At 30.7% G+C, this 15,082-nt stretch carries 18 protein-coding genes; 5 read left to right on the top strand and 13 right to left on the bottom strand.

Annotated features, from left to right (window positions below; genetic code table 11):
- Positions 1 to 72 precede the first annotated feature (72 nt).
- Positions 73 to 1,107, top strand: coding sequence for a pseudaminic acid synthase (gene pseI, locus ACRXC1_RS15805; RefSeq protein ID WP_393098901.1), 1,035 nt, complete (start codon positions 73 to 75; stop codon positions 1,105 to 1,107).
- Here the strand turns inward: pseI and ACRXC1_RS15810 are convergent.
- On the bottom strand, positions 1,104 to 1,634 hold the full coding sequence (locus ACRXC1_RS15810) for a GNAT family N-acetyltransferase (protein ID WP_433660246.1): 531 nt from the start codon (positions 1,632 to 1,634) through the stop codon (positions 1,104 to 1,106). The genes pseI and ACRXC1_RS15810 overlap by 4 nt on opposite strands.
- A 31-nt stretch (positions 1,635 to 1,665) precedes the next feature.
- Between ACRXC1_RS15810 and ACRXC1_RS15815 the strand changes: the two genes are divergently transcribed.
- The gene (locus ACRXC1_RS15815; protein WP_433660248.1) at positions 1,666 to 2,631 is read left to right on the top strand and encodes a PseG/SpsG family protein; all 966 of its coding nucleotides are present in this window, start codon (positions 1,666 to 1,668) and stop codon (positions 2,629 to 2,631) included.
- On the opposite strand, the gene ACRXC1_RS15820 is transcribed toward ACRXC1_RS15815, so the two are convergent.
- The 8 genes from ACRXC1_RS15820 to ACRXC1_RS15855 all read right to left on the bottom strand — a co-directional run bounded on the left by ACRXC1_RS15820 (position 2,628) and on the right by ACRXC1_RS15855 (position 10,039).
- Entirely contained in the window at positions 2,628 to 3,953 is a 1,326-nt protein-coding gene (locus tag ACRXC1_RS15820; RefSeq protein ID WP_433660250.1) for an ANL family adenylate-forming protein, read from the bottom strand. The genes ACRXC1_RS15815 and ACRXC1_RS15820 overlap by 4 nt on opposite strands.
- The gene (locus ACRXC1_RS15825) at positions 3,953 to 4,648 is read right to left on the bottom strand and encodes an SDR family oxidoreductase (RefSeq protein WP_433660252.1); all 696 of its coding nucleotides are present in this window, start codon (positions 4,646 to 4,648) and stop codon (positions 3,953 to 3,955) included. The genes ACRXC1_RS15820 and ACRXC1_RS15825 overlap by 1 nt, the downstream gene beginning before the upstream one ends.
- Positions 4,648 to 4,926, bottom strand: coding sequence for a hypothetical protein (locus ACRXC1_RS15830; RefSeq protein WP_021267409.1), 279 nt, complete (start codon positions 4,924 to 4,926; stop codon positions 4,648 to 4,650). Before ACRXC1_RS15830 ends, ACRXC1_RS15825 begins: the two co-directional genes overlap by 1 nt.
- Entirely contained in the window at positions 4,923 to 5,621 is a 699-nt protein-coding gene (pseF, locus tag ACRXC1_RS15835; RefSeq protein ID WP_433660255.1) for a pseudaminic acid cytidylyltransferase, read from the bottom strand. Before pseF ends, ACRXC1_RS15830 begins: the two co-directional genes overlap by 4 nt.
- Positions 5,622 to 5,623: 2 nt before the next feature.
- Positions 5,624 to 6,763, bottom strand: a complete 1,140-nt coding sequence (gene pseC / locus ACRXC1_RS15840) for a UDP-4-amino-4,6-dideoxy-N-acetyl-beta-L-altrosamine transaminase (protein WP_433660257.1) — start codon at positions 6,761 to 6,763, stop codon at positions 5,624 to 5,626.
- Positions 6,760 to 7,776, bottom strand: coding sequence for a UDP-N-acetylglucosamine 4,6-dehydratase (inverting) (gene pseB / locus ACRXC1_RS15845; RefSeq protein WP_433660259.1), 1,017 nt, complete (start codon positions 7,774 to 7,776; stop codon positions 6,760 to 6,762). Before pseB ends, pseC begins: the two co-directional genes overlap by 4 nt.
- Positions 7,777 to 7,794: 18 nt before the next feature.
- A complete protein-coding gene (locus tag ACRXC1_RS15850) occupies positions 7,795 to 8,685 on the bottom strand; it encodes a methyltransferase domain-containing protein (protein ID WP_433660261.1) in 891 nt (296 codons plus the stop codon).
- Positions 8,686 to 8,767: 82 nt separating this feature from the next.
- Positions 8,768 to 10,039, bottom strand: a complete 1,272-nt coding sequence (locus ACRXC1_RS15855) for an oligosaccharide flippase family protein (RefSeq protein ID WP_433660263.1) — start codon at positions 10,037 to 10,039, stop codon at positions 8,768 to 8,770.
- Between the two features lie 2 nt (positions 10,040 to 10,041).
- On the opposite strand from ACRXC1_RS15855, the gene ACRXC1_RS15860 reads away from it, so the two are divergent.
- A complete protein-coding gene (locus ACRXC1_RS15860; protein WP_433660265.1) occupies positions 10,042 to 10,665 on the top strand; it encodes an acyltransferase in 624 nt (207 codons plus the stop codon).
- The gene (locus ACRXC1_RS15865) at positions 10,666 to 11,589 is read left to right on the top strand and encodes a phytanoyl-CoA dioxygenase family protein (RefSeq protein WP_433660267.1); all 924 of its coding nucleotides are present in this window, start codon (positions 10,666 to 10,668) and stop codon (positions 11,587 to 11,589) included.
- Here the strand turns inward: ACRXC1_RS15865 and ACRXC1_RS15870 are convergent.
- A complete protein-coding gene (locus tag ACRXC1_RS15870) occupies positions 11,575 to 12,354 on the bottom strand; it encodes a glycosyltransferase family 2 protein (protein WP_433660269.1) in 780 nt (259 codons plus the stop codon). The genes ACRXC1_RS15865 and ACRXC1_RS15870 overlap by 15 nt on opposite strands.
- 133 nt (positions 12,355 to 12,487) lie before the next feature.
- On the opposite strand from ACRXC1_RS15870, the gene ACRXC1_RS15875 reads away from it, so the two are divergent.
- Positions 12,488 to 13,549, top strand: coding sequence for an MraY family glycosyltransferase (locus ACRXC1_RS15875; protein ID WP_433660271.1), 1,062 nt, complete (start codon positions 12,488 to 12,490; stop codon positions 13,547 to 13,549).
- A gap of 67 nt (positions 13,550 to 13,616) precedes the next feature.
- Here the strand turns inward: ACRXC1_RS15875 and ACRXC1_RS15880 are convergent, their stop codons facing one another.
- The 3 genes from ACRXC1_RS15880 to ACRXC1_RS15890 form a co-directional block, all read right to left on the bottom strand.
- Positions 13,617 to 13,841: an ATP synthase F0 subunit C gene (locus ACRXC1_RS15880; protein WP_021267602.1), complete on the bottom strand. Its 225-nt coding sequence runs from the start codon at positions 13,839 to 13,841 to the stop codon at positions 13,617 to 13,619.
- A gap of 66 nt (positions 13,842 to 13,907) precedes the next feature.
- A complete protein-coding gene (gene atpB / locus ACRXC1_RS15885; protein ID WP_433660274.1) occupies positions 13,908 to 14,711 on the bottom strand; it encodes a F0F1 ATP synthase subunit A in 804 nt (267 codons plus the stop codon).
- A 2-nt stretch (positions 14,712 to 14,713) separates the two neighbouring features.
- On the bottom strand, positions 14,714 to 15,082 hold the full coding sequence (locus ACRXC1_RS15890; protein WP_433660276.1) for a hypothetical protein: 369 nt from the start codon (positions 15,080 to 15,082) through the stop codon (positions 14,714 to 14,716).

The raw sequence follows: 15,082 nt of genomic DNA on the forward strand, positions 1-15,082 counted from the left end.
CTATGAAACAGCTCGTCATCTATATTTTTCAAAATATTTAATATATAATCATCATACACAGAGGTTAATAGTATGAAAATCAACAATAGAGAAATCGGTCCAAATAATAATCCATATATTATCGCAGAAGTGTCTGCAAATCATAACGGTGACATTGATAAAGCAAAAGAACTCATCAAACTTGCAAAAGAGTCTGGTGCAGATGCGGTAAAAATTCAAACATATACCGCTGATACAATGACATTAGATATGGACACAGATGAGTTCAAAATAACTGGCGGCTTATGGGACGGCTATACTCTCTATAATCTTTACAAAGAAGCATATACTCCATGGGAATGGCACAAGGAGTTATTTAACTATGCTCAAAAGCTTGATATTACAATTTTCAGTACTCCATTCGACGAAAGTGCTGTTGACTTTCTAGAAGAGCTTAATGTGCCCGCTTATAAAGTTGCTTCATTTGAAATGACTGATTTAGTTCTTATTGATTATATTGCTCAAAAAATGAAACCTATAATTATTTCTACTGGAATGTCCACACTTGAAGAAATCAAGGAGGCTCATGCTACAATAACAAAGTATCACAATAATGTTGTTTTTTTACATTGTGTAAGTAGCTATCCAACAAAAGCTGAAAACTTTAATCTCAGAATGATGAATACTATTAAAGAAATGTTAAATGTAGATATCGGTTTATCTGATCACTCCTTAAGTAACACAGCAGCTATCGCAAGCGTCACACTAGGAGCAACAGTTATTGAGAAACACTTTATTAAAGATAGAAGTGACAAGGGTCCTGATTCAGATTTCTCTTTAGAACCAAGTGAACTAAGATCTCTATGCAAAGAAACAAAAGTAGCATGGGAGTCTCTTGGGAAAGATGATTTTTCAAACAGAGAAAAAGAATCAGCAAGCAAAAAGCACAGAAGATCGATTTATTTTGTAAACGATCTAAAAGCAGGAGACTTGATAAAAGAAGAAGATATTAGACGAGTTAGACCAGGAAATGGTCTTCCTCCAAAATATTTCCATGAGTTAATTGGAAAAAGAGTTAGCAAAGATGTTTCATTCGGAGAAGCTGTAAAATGGGAGTCGATTTCTTAAGGAAAATCGGCTCTAAATCTTTTATACTTTTTCTCTAGAGCCAACCAATTTGACTTAAACAATCTATACTTACATAACACAATTTCTTTATCACTTTTAATAACCTTATATTCATTATTAAGTTTTTCATAACCATGTTTGTTATGTATTTTAATTACCGCTTTATTGTTTTTGAAAACTTCTGCATCTATATACTCTAAATCTTTGTATCTATCTAAAAATATATAATTATAAAAATATGGAAGCACCATTGGGCCTAATAAGGTATATTTTTTCTCTCCTATATAAAAACCCCAAGACATGTCTTTTTCGTCAAGATATATACTCCCTATTCTTTTATTGTCATAATTAATAATCCAAAACTTATATTCATCATTTTTTAAATAGGCTTGAAACCACTTCTTTTGATTTTCAATTGAATTTTGAATATCTGTATTCATAAACTTAGTTACATGTTCAGATGTTCTCCATTTAAGAACTAATTCAAGATCGTTTTCAGAAATTTCTTTAAAATTAAACATTTTCATTATCCCTATTTACTCATGTATACTAAACCTAATGAAAAAAATAATAATTGTAACAGTAAGTGATAAAAATAGAGGCTTAGGCCATATATCTAGATGCGTCAGCTTATATCATATGATGAAGGATCATTTTAATATCTCCTTTATAGTAAATGACATTGATTTTTCTATCAATAGTTTTAATGAACTTAAATATTGCAATATAGACTCATTCACTTCATTCCAAAGTCCTGACTTTATAATAGATCATCAATCTATTTATGTTCTTGATGGTTATGACTTCACTTTAGAATTTCAAAAAAAATTAAAAGAAAACTGCCAAAAACTAATAATGATAGATGATTTAAATGATCGAGACATTAATTGTGACGCTATTATAAACTATAACTTAAATGGTCCTAATGAAATTTATAAAATTAAAGAACAGTACAAGGGGATTAAGTACGCCCTTCTTAGACCTATATTTTTAAATAATATTAAAAAAAAATCAAACAATTATAATTTAAATTTTAAAAATGCATTAATCACTCTTGGCGGAGGGATTAAATATAATGGAATAGTAAAAATAGTGAAAGCACTCCATGAGTTAAATATAAAGATTTCCGTTATTATAAATCCATTACATCCCGAGTATAGACAACTTAAAGAAATGAATGTTGAACTTTACTGGAACTTGAATGAAGTTGAGATATATAATATTTTTGAAAATAAAGACTTCGTTATAAGCGCGCCCAGCGTTACATCTTTTGAACTGTTGTCCATGTTAAAACCATTCTTTGTAATACAGACTGCGGACAACCAAGAAAAAAACTTTAAAGAACTAATAAATCAAAAACTCGCATTTAATCTTGGACATATAAATGATTTATGCACTAGCAAACTAAAAAAAACAATATCAACTGTTTTAAGAGATAAACTAAGTATACATAAAACAAGAGAAAGGCAAAAATCGATAATAAAAGAAATCAATCCAGATAATTATATAGAAGTATTCAACTAACGTTTACGCTTAAACCTATCACCTGAAAAACCAGAATCAGTAAACTCAATATAAACTGGTCTTTTAAACTTTTCCAACTTTTCTTTACATAGAATTTTAATCTTTGATTTTATCTCTTTCTGACTGTTAAGATCATCAATTTGAACCTTGCATGCAACAACATTTCCGACAAGACTATTCTCTTTAGAAAATACAATAACATCTCTCACTTCATCTAGTGAAAGGATCACACTTTCGACTTCTGATGGATATACTTTCTCTCCACCAACGTTAATAATTTCTGAAATACGACCCAGGATTTTATAAAAGTTACCATCCTTAAGTACTTTATCTTGAGTATTAAACCAACCATTTTCATCAAATGGAGAAGGGGCATTCAAATAACCAAGCATGGCCATTGAAGACTTAATAAAGATAATATCATCAACAACTTTAAAACTATGATGACTATCTTCTAAAATTTCAATCCATAGAGAATTATTAGACTTTGATCTTGTTCTTAATATACCAACTTCAGATAAGCCATAAGTTTGTTTCATCTTAACATTTGGAAAAACATTAACAAATGAGTTCAATGTTGACTGTGGCATTGGTTCAGTACCATAAGTAACAACTTTTAATGATGAAAGGTCGTACTGTGAAAATGCTTTTGAAACAAGAAGCATATTGATAAAAGTTGGTGAGGTAGGAAGTACTTCAATTTTATAATCTTGAATTAACTTAGAAATATAACTTGGGTTTCTATTCTGAGGTAATACTAAGGTTCCACCATTAGCTAATGTATAAAGTAAAGTATTTACTCCACCAATATGATCAAATAATAAAAAGGCTATCGAATTGATTGCCTTACCACCATCTAAATACTTATTAAGCATAGGTGAAAAGTTGTGAACAGATGCCTTTGGCTCACCTGTAGTTCCAGAAGAAAAAAGTATCAATCCTGGATTCATACTTCTCTTTAAACCAACTAAAATTTCATGACTCGTTTGTGTATTTAAGTCTTCAAATTTATTAGTTTCAAAATCGTAAAAAAATTCAACTTCAGCAATCCTTAGTTTATCTCTTACGTCTTTTACAGTGTTAGCTAAAGGTACATATATACAATTTATTTTAATCAAAGCAAGCATAAGACCAATAGAGTCGATTGAATAATCTCCTCTTACAGAAAAAACGCTTCCATTAGGAATTTTCTTTTCTTCTAAAATATTTTTCCACTTTTTATAAGAATCAAGTACTTCTCGATAAGTGATCTCTGTGTCTTTTACAAGAGCAACTTTATTTTTATTAAGCTCAAATATTTTCTCAATATGACTAGAAAACACTAATTAACTCCACCTAAGTATAAAATTTGTCCATTTATAAATGTACTTCTCTCACTAATAAAGAAATCTAGAACATTTAAAACATCATCAAATTTGCCTTTTCTTTTAATCGTTTGAGATTTTAATAAAAGTTCAATCTTTTCTTCTGGAACACCTGCAATCAATGATGTATCAACTGGAGTAGGTCCAATTGCATTAACTCTAATTTTCATCGAAGACAGTTCTTTAGATATAACTCTTGTTAAAGATTCTACTGCTGATTTTGAAGCAACATAAAGAGCCTCACCTTCTAAATTAAGAGGTACGGCTACAGTTGTAAAATTCACTATAGAAGGATTTTGCGATTTTCTCATAATTTTTGAGCACTCTCTGCACATCAAAAATGTTCCTAAAGTGTTTACGGAAAACAGTTTATCGTATGTCGATTTTGGTGTTAACAAGAAATGGTTCATAGATGCCATTCCCGCATTATTAATCAAAACATCTAAATAAGAGTATTGTTTTTTTATACTCCTGATCATTGTTTTAATATCATCTTCATTTGTAACGTCACAAATGTAATGACTATAGTTTTTATCTTCGATTATATTATCAAAAGATCTGCTACAACCAATAACTGTGAAACCTTTAGAGAGATAATACTCTGCAGTAGCACGACCTATCCCCCTACTTGTACCAGTTACTAAAATATTCATTATACAAGCTCGCTAACAAATTCAGTTAAACGATTCACATTAGAAAAAGGGCTATTCTTCATTGAAAAAGCCTTCTCATTTACAATCGATATATCTTTATCAAATTCATCTGCAATTCTTGATTCAATTTCAACTAAGGCATTAACAAGGTCCATAGAATCCAGAATACCTTTGTCTCCAAAAAGTATATCTTCACTATTAAGTTTATGATCAATACCATTATCTTCTAAAACTTCATTTAATGCTTCTAGAATGATTGTTTCTATTTTATCTTTCATACTAATTCCTTTTCTCTTAAATATTTAAATTTAATTTCTGCAAGATCCCAGTCTGATAGTTCGTCAATATCTTGAACAAATAAATTGTCCCTTAATACATAAGTGGTATTTTTACTTACGAGACCCATATTGTCTAAAATTACATTCTCTTTAAAGAAATAGTATTGACCACAGTCATGATATAAAGGAGTCAGATCTTGAGATCTCTTTTGAAAACTTTCATTATCATCAATTAATATTTTATTTTCTTTTAAAAAAAATGCTCTTTGCGGAGGGAATGAAAACTTTGTAATAGGGATCAGACTATCAAATTTATCTTTAGTAAACTCTTTGAAAGCTTTTAAAAGATGATCACCTGTTACAAATGGCGCAGTAGGATAAAGACAACAGTAGTGATCGTAATTCTCACCTAATTCTTTCAAGTTTAATATTACTTCTTTAAGAACATCTGCAGTTGTAGCGAAGTCATCTGAGTTCTTATCGCTTCTCATAAATGGAACTTCTGCTCCATATTCTTCACTCACTCTCTTAATTTCTTCATCATCAGTTGATACAATTACACGAGAAAAAATACCAGAATTCAGCGCTGCCTCGATTGAGTAAGCAATAATTGGCTTCCCACAAAAGTATTTTATATTCTTTTTACGAATCCTTTTACTTCCACCTCTTGCAGTAATGATAGCGATTGCAGACATAACTACTCCTTAATTACATTTTTCAGAGTATCGCATATATAATCAATTTCTTCTTGCTTAAGTAGTGGATACATTGGAATAGAAATAATTTGTTTATATGTCGACTCAGATATACCTAAGTTAGAATACTCTGCAATTTCTTGATAATAAGGCTGCTTATGAACAGGGAAGTAATGAATTTGAGCACCAATATTTAAAGAATGTAGTTTTTCAAATATCTCTTTACGTCTTTCGGCTGCAACTTTAATTACAAATAAGTGATAAGAGCTCTTACGATCTTCCCTAACCTTTATAAAATCAATTTTCTCTTTTTTTAAAAATGAAATATAGATATTAGCAATTTCATTTCTTCTTTGAATAAATTCTTCTAAGCGTGTTAATTGAGAAATACCAAGAGCAGCTTGAAGCTCAGTCATACGGTAGTTATAACCTAGTTCATGTTGCTCATAATACCAAGGCCCTTCATTAAAGTTGTGAAGATTTTCTTTTGTTGCCCCGTGTGTTCTTAATAGTTTAACCTTCTTATCAATTTCTGAATCATTTGTAAGAAGAGCGCCACCCTCAGCAGTTGTTATAATTTTAACAGGATGAAAACTATAGATGCTGATATCACTATACTTACATGAGCCTACTTTTTTATCTAAGTATTCACCACCGACAGCATGGGAAGCATCTTCAATAATTTTAAAGCCATATTCTTTAGAGAGCTCAAAAATTTCTTTCATATCGCAACTCTGACCACACATATGAACAGGTGTTACTACCTTAGGAAGCTTATTAGCTAATTTCGCCTTATTTAATTTTTCCTCAAGGGCCTTAACACTCATGTTTAATGTATCTGTTTCAATATCGACAAAATCAACTTTCGCACCACACATTAATGCAGCATTTGATGTAGCAACAAAAGTAATCGGCGTAGTCCAAACGATATCATCTTGCCCAACACTTAATGCCAAATATGCCAAGTGAAGTGCACTAGTTGCAGAGTTCACGACTGAACAATATTTTGCACCAGTATATTTAACGAGACCCTCTTCAAATTCTGGTACACACTTTCCTTGTGTAAGGAAAGGCGATTTTAATACTTCAATTACAGCTTCAATATCAGCACAGCTAATATCTTGCTTACCATATGGTATCATTCAACTACCTTAAAATTTGGATCAACGTGATCCTTAATAAGTTCTCTTAATTCTTCAACAGTAACCCATTCGGTATTTGTTCCTGAGTTATACTTGAATCCTTTTTCTACGAACTTAGCGTTAAAATGTTTCATATATTCATTAACATCCCATGGAAGAACAGATGGTAAGATTACATAATATTTTCCACAGTCAATTGTTGAGAATGAATCAGTTTCTGTAATCATTTCCTCGTGAAGTTTTTCGCCAGGTCTAATTCCAATAACTGGTTTTTCAGAGTTAGGAGCAATCGAGTTTGCAACATCAAGAATTTTATAAGAAGGGATTTTAGGAACAAAAATTTCTCCACCCCATGCGTGCTCCATAGCATAAAGAACCATGTCAACACCTTGATCTAAAGTAATATTAAATCTAGTCATATCTAAATCTGTAATAGGAAGTACACCTTCAGCTGCTTTTTGCATAAAGAATGGTATTACAGAACCACGTGACCCCATTACGTTTCCGTAACGAACTACTGAGAAGTCTACCTCTCTATTACCTCGCATATTATTTGCAGCAACAATTAACTTATCTGAGCATAACTTAGTTGCACCATATAAGTTAATTGGTGCGGCTGCTTTATCTGTAGATAAAGCTACAACTTTTTTAACACCACAATCTAATGCAGCATTAACAACATTCTCAGCACCTAGAATATTAGTCTTAATACATTCCATAGGATTATATTCTGCAGCTGGTACTTGTTTTAGTGCAGCAGCATGAACGATAACATCAATTCCTTCACAAGCTCTTCTTAGTCTTTCTCCATCTCTTACGTTTCCAATGAAGAATCTTAGTTTCTTTGTATGCTTTTTAAACTCTGGAAGGTTGGCCATTTCAAATTGCTTTAATTCATCACGAGAAAATATAACAATTCTTTCTACTCCAGGATAATCCTCAAGAATTCTAGAAATGAATCTCTTACCAAAAGATCCTGTACCACCTGTTACTAATATTGACTTATAATTCATAGATAACTCACTTTTATTCTAAATAAATTTCTCGTAATGTGTAGAAAGTACCGCATTATCACTTAATAAACAAGGTATGTTACTGATAATTGGATAAACATACCCACCATTTTTTGAATAATATACATCATCGGCCCTAGTTAATGGATAATTACTTATAGGACATCGGAAGTATTCACCTTTTTTATCAATGTTGCATGCATCTTTTTCAATAATTATTAACCCTGTCGGATTTAAAGGATTTGAACAAGTTTCAAATTTTCGATGTTCAATAACTTTATAACCTAATTCACATACTGTTTTATATAAATCAATCACATAACCATGTGAAACCATTCTTTCTTTAGCTACATCATCTGCAAATTCATATGTAGGTTCTAAAAGAACAATATATTTATTTGTAATTCTATACAGCTCTTTTAAAATCTTTTCTTCTGAACCACCATTGGGCTCTAGGCTATGCGACGAATAAACAACATCAACAGAATTATCTAGTAACGGAATATTAAACAGATCACCAGTAAAAAGATATCCATTATTTTCTAAATCTTGAAGATATTGATTTCCATATAATAAACGCGATAATGAGATATCAAATCCAAAATAATCTACTGGAGTATTTAGTTTTTTAACTACATTTTTCAAAGTTGTTGCTTCACCACAGCCAACTTCAAGAATATTATCAAATTTAAATTGTTCTAATTCTTTTGCTATAAGACCTGTATAAAGATCTAAAAAATCTTTATTAGAGTTTGCGTAGTTAATGTAACTTCCGGCTTGTAGATCGTAACTTATTTTTATGATTTCAGTTTTCTTTAAGTGGCTATAATATTTTTCTAGATACTGTATTATATTTACATTTTGATTATAGAGCTCCCTTAGCTCCGCCATATTAACTTTTGATTGCACAGTTGCTCCGTAAAAAATATTAACTTAAATATTATATAGTTATATTCTAACTTTTAAACAAAAATATAAGGTTAGAGCCTTCCTACTTAAAAAACATTTTATATTTTGATATTTTTAAAATTGATAGTTGAATCACTAGGTACTTACGACTCTTTTTGGTTAATAAGTTTGAAAAGACACTAAAGAAAAAGTATGAAATTAAAGTTGCATAAACAGCCCCTTCAGTACCAAATTTTGGAATTAGATATATATTTAATAACACATTGGAAATTAACCCAATGCATAGTCTTAAAACAGAAAAATATAGGTAGTTGTTCTTTTGTTCCCAAATTTGTTGCACTAGATTAAGAAATAAGAAAGGTGTTGAAAGAATATAAATATTCAAAAGCTTTATACTCTCATTATACTTCTGATCGAAAACAAATTCTAATACAGGTGCTGAGAACAATAATGTTACGACAGCAATAAATAAACTGATAATTATCAGAATTTTATTAACAAAATTATACGAGGTATTAACTAATAGCTCATCTTCCTTACTCATACTTATCAATTTAGGAAAAACTGATACCACAATTGAAGAAGCTAAAAACATCCAAGGTTCAGCAAATTTAACAGCAACACTGTAGTCAGCAACATCTTCAAAAGATAGATAGTTTTTTAATATAAAAACATCTATTCGTTGCGTTAATTGTACTAGTAGTACAGAGATAAATAGTGGAAATGATTTAACAAAAATATTTTTAATAATACTAAAACTAGGAAGTTTTATATCTTTGAAATTATTAATCTTTGCTTTAAACGTAAATATATTAATGATTGAAACAATAACAAATTGTAGAGAGAAAACCGCACATTGAAATGTTAAACTTATAGGATTTAATAATCTTATTAAATTAAACGACAAGCTCCCTACTAATTGAGATGTTGAACCATATTTAGATAGCAAGAGACTGTCAAAATAATAAGAAATTGGACTAAACGATCTAAAGAATAATGCAATCATAAAAAAAGACCACAAATACCACTCTTGACTCTCTCTAAACCAGAAAATACTCATCATCAAAGCAAGTAGACAAAAGGACATGCTAATAAATATTGAAGAAAACAATCTACTAGTGTCATTCTCCTCACTTTCAAGAAAGTATTCTTTTAAGATATTGCTATGTGTAAGGTGTTCAAACATTAAAAATATATAAAAATATGATGTTAGATATTGAAATGTCCCAAAATCTGCTTTAGACATTTGATTAGCAACGTACATCGTTCCAATAAAAGAAATACCTATTCTCAAGACACTTGGAAAGAATTGCCATATAATATTAGAATAAATTTTTGTATTGAGAGAATTCATTTATGAATAAAATATCACAAAAAGTTTTTAATGTAATAACTTACAATTTAAACCAAATACTTTTTTGGGTAAGAAATCCACATAGACTAAAAATGAAGTGTAATGGATATAAGAATGTTAGAATCCCATTCTGGATGGGAATAGGTAAAGATACAGAAATCAGAATTTTTAATAAACAAAAGAATCATATAAGTGTCTCTTTCGGAAAAGGGTGCTGGGTAGGAAAAAGGGTAAGTCTTACGACTACTGGGAATCAAAAAATAAGCCTTGGTGATAATTCTAGTATTCAAGATGGTACACATTTAATTGGTGACATCGAGATAGGATCAAATGTGTTATTTGCACCAAATGTTTTTGCTTCCTCTGGAACACATATTTTCAAAGAAGAACCGATGATGCCTATAAAGCATCAAGATGCAAAGTATAGTCATATAAAAGACAAGTATAATAAAAAAATAAAAATAGGTGATGATGTTTGGATAGGTACTGGTACTTACATTTCTCAAGGCGTTACTATTGAAACAGGTGTAATAATTGGTGCCAACTCTGTTATCACAAAAGATATCCCAAGCTACAGCATTGTAGTTGGTAATAATAAGATTATTGGAAATAGAAAGGATATGTAGATGTCTCGATTTTTATATTTGCTACATAGAGCTTTATTTATAGTAACAGGTGGACTTTGGAATGATTTTCTAAGCCTTCTAATTAAAACTTTTAAAAAGAAGCGAGAGTTAAATATTTTACAAGATGATCCTTTTATAAAACTACAAAATGAAGAATCAAGTTTTTTAAAATCGATGAAGCAAAATGGCTACTATATTTTCAACTATAAGCTTCCAGAGAACTTAGTTTCAGAAATTAATCGAGAGATTGCTAAACAAGAATACAATATAAGAAATGTTAACGGTAATAACCAACTAGTTCATTATAAAAAATTCAATGTCGCTCCGGAATCTAATCGTTACGATCTTGCCGCAAACAGTATTCTTCAAATAGAAGACTTAATTGATCTTTCCTCTTCCCAAACACTTGTAAACCTTGCCCAAAACTATCTAGGAACAAAACCAATATTAGATTTAATCACATTATGGTGGTCATATCCTACAGATAATACAGCTCTTAAAAATATTGGTGCACAAATGTATCACTTTGATATGGATAAAATTAAGTTCATCAAATTCTTTGTCTATCTAACAGATGTAGAAATGGATAATGGTCCACACTGTCTATTCAAAGGCTCACATAATAAGCTTCCACTTAAACTTAGAAAGAAGGGCCGCTTCACTGATCAAGAAGTTGCTCAAGCATATGGTGCAGACAAAGAAGTTAAAATTACCGGAAAACCAGGTTCAATTATTGCAGTAGATACTAGATGTATTCACAAAGGTGATCCTATCCTTAAAGATTCAAGATGTATTTTTCAATTACAATTTAGTAATTCAACATTTGGAAAAGAATACGAAAATGTTAATGCTCCACTATTTATCAATAACCTTAAAGAAAAGAAAATTTATGATAAATCAATTTACCAATTATTTCACGAGTAAATTTTTAAAAATTCTAAAATAGCTAATTAGAAAGTAAGTCATAAAATAGAACGGAAATGTTAAAGTCTTATAAGATCTTAAAACACGTAAGACTTTTAGTGAGTGTTTAATCTTATTGCGCGAAAGACTACTTAAAAGAATTCGATAAGCAATAAGATTCTCTTTAATTAAAACAGCTTTTGATCCATCTTTTAGTAAAGATAGCCATAGGTAGTAATCTTCTACTCCACTAAATTCTTTTGCTTCATTAAAATTATAGCTCAACTTATCTTTTTTAATTAATACAGATGAAAGATAAATCGTATTTTTAATTAAAGTACTATTATAAGAAATATCCCTTGTTTTAATTTCATTTAAATTATCCTTAAAGTTATAACTTTCACCATCAAGAAAATCATATTTTAAAGAAGAAACTAAGACAGCATTAGAGCTTTCAAGGTATTGAAGTTGAATTTCTAATTTCTTAGGATGCCATATATCATCTGCATCTAGGAAAGCAATATAATCACCAGAACTACAATTCACGCCTATATTTCTAGGGCCTGCAGGTCCACCATAATTTTGTTCACACTTTTTTAATATGAATTTTACATTGCAATTAGAAAGATAATTTTGGACAACTTCATAAGTATTATCCTTAGAACAATCATCAACTACGATAATTTCTAAATTTTTATGTGTTTGGTTTACAACGGATTCTAAAGTTTCAACAATGTATTGCGAAGCATTGTATACAGGAATAATAACTGAGACTAAGTCGTTCATTTTAATGTGCCATAATTTTAATAAGTAAGAATATTAGATATATCATGTAGATTATAGCAGAAAAATGTTTAATAATAATAACTAAATTAAGAGATTTAAATATTCTATTTAGAATGTAAAAGTAAATAATATTATGATTTTTAAAGTACTCCTCTATCTATTTTCTGCATTTATCATTACATATGCAACAATTCCAATTCTTATTAAGTTTGCAGAATTTACGAGACTGTATGCAGAGAAAAATCATAGAACATGTCATGAAACACCAATTCCATCACTAGGCGGAATTGCTCTATTTATGGGAATATGTTTTTCATCTCTATTACTAACACCAAATGCTGAATTTGGAACAATTCAATACTTACTGGCCACTCAATTTATTATTTTCTTTCTTGGGCTTAAAGATGACATCTTTGTACTTTCTGCAAAAAAGAAACTATTAGTACAAGTTATATGCGCACAAATTATCTTTTTTTATTCAGGTGTAAAAATAGATAATTTCTACAATGTTCTTGGTATTGGTGAACTAAATGAAGTTAGCTCTAATATAATTACGACTTTAACGTTTGTTGGCCTTATAAATGCTTTTAATCTAATTGATGGAATTAATTGGTTAGCAGGACTTATTTCCATATCAGCATGTTTATTCTTAGCAACATGGTTTGGTATTAATGGTTTTCAAGTTGAACTTGGCGTCACTCTCTCACTTATAGGATCTTTACTGGCTTTCCTAAAATTTAACAAAACTCCTGCAAAAATATTTATGGGAGACACAGGCTCACTCCTAATAGGCCTGACTATATCCTATCTTCTTATAAGATTTATAAATTTAAATCACAAATCTACTGATTTAGTTTTTCAATTCAGATCAGCACCTTCAATAGCTGTAGCAGTTGTCTTTGTTCCTCTACTCGATACCCTAAGAGTAATGTTTCTAAGAATACTAAGTGGGCACAGTCCTTTTACACCTGATCAAAATCACTTACATCACATACTTCTGAAACGTGGACTTACACATATACAAGCTTCACTAGTGTTATTCACTATAAACTGTATCTGTATTATCGTGGCCATCACACTTCATAGGGTTACAGGAAAAATTGTAATACCGACGATGTTTATCTTCCTATTCACTTTCTTTAATTTGATCGCTTTTAATCGAATGGGAAGAAAGTATCTTAATGTTACAATTTAAAAATTAGATATAAAAAAAGGCAGTCCTAAGACTGCCTTCCTTTAAAAATCAATTTTAGATTTTCGAATTAACCAGCAAGGAATACTGAGATAAGTACGAAAATTACAAGTGATTCCATAAGTGCTAGACCAAGGATCATTGGAGTTTGAATCTTGTCAGCAGCAGATGGGTTTCTTGCGATACCTTCTAGAGCAACAGATGCAGCTCTTGATTGTGCAGCAGTACCACCGTATGCAGCGATAGCCATTGCTAAGAAATACGCGATGTACTTAATTGCTTGAGTGTTTTCCATAATAGTCTCCTAAAACGTTAGTTACTTTGATCAAGTAACAGTTAAATTATTAAGTTTAAGTTTTAATTAGTGTGCGTGGTGCTCATCATGATCGTGGTGAGCAGTTGCAAGACTAATATAAACCATTGATAACATTGTAAATACGTAAGCTTGGATAAAACAAACTAGAAGTCCAAGTAAGTAGAATGGAATTGCAGCACCAAACATACCAACATTCACACCAAGAATTTCAAGGTTAAGGAATGTTGTAAGTACGTGGTGGTCACCCATCATGTTACCTCTAAGACGTAATGCTAGAGATAGTGGACGAATAAAGTTTGAAAGAATCTCAATTGGGAAAATTAAGATTGCCATGTACCAAAGTGGACCTGCAAAGTGTGCAAGGTAGTTCATTGTACCAAGTTCTTTACAACCTTTGATGTTGTAGTAAACAAATGAAAGTACACCAAGAGCAAGAGTTGTGTTGATGTATTCAGTTGGAGGTAAGAAACCTGGAACAAGACCAATTACGTTCGCTAAGAAAATTGTAATAAATAGGAACGAAATGAACTTGAAGTATTTTGGTGCATCGTCTTCACCAAGAACTGCACGACATTGAGTGTAGATAAATGATCCATACATCTCAACGATGTTTCTTAAAGAAATTCCTCTATCTGGTACTACAGTCTCATCTAGAGTCATTTTAGAAACACGCATTCTATAAAGAAGTGCTACAAGTAAAATGATGATAGCAACGAAAGACTTAGTGAAGATGTGATCCACATAACCTAAGTGAAGAGCATGTGAAATTTCTCCTAACCAAAGGAAACCACCTGCTGCCTGTGCATTTGTTGCTAATAAAGTAGTTAAAAGAAGGGCTATTTTTTTCATTATTAGTCCTTTTTGATGCTGACACCCAGCACAAATATATTTAAGAAATAATTTATTACCGGTATAATTATCTTACTTTGAAGTATTTGTACACCAAATAATAAGGCGCCGATTAAAATAACAAGCTTTCCAATAAATAAAAATGATAGATATTTTCCATTGGCCTTGTAGCCATCGACGCGATGTGGTCTTATTAGCTCATCCACGGCCATCCAAAACATCAATAAATAAATTACAGTGGCAGCATAACATACTGCGAACGCTATCCATTCCTTACCTGGAGTCAATAAATATAGACACGCAAGCGCCATAGGGAGTGACAATAAGAAGAAGCGTATAAAATCAATTTTATTAAGAAGTTCTTTAAACAT

Origin of the sequence: Halobacteriovorax sp. GFR8 (genome assembly GCF_050955245.1) — a bacterium.
Taxonomy (GTDB): Bacteria; Bdellovibrionota; Bacteriovoracia; order Bacteriovoracales; family Bacteriovoracaceae; genus Halobacteriovorax_A.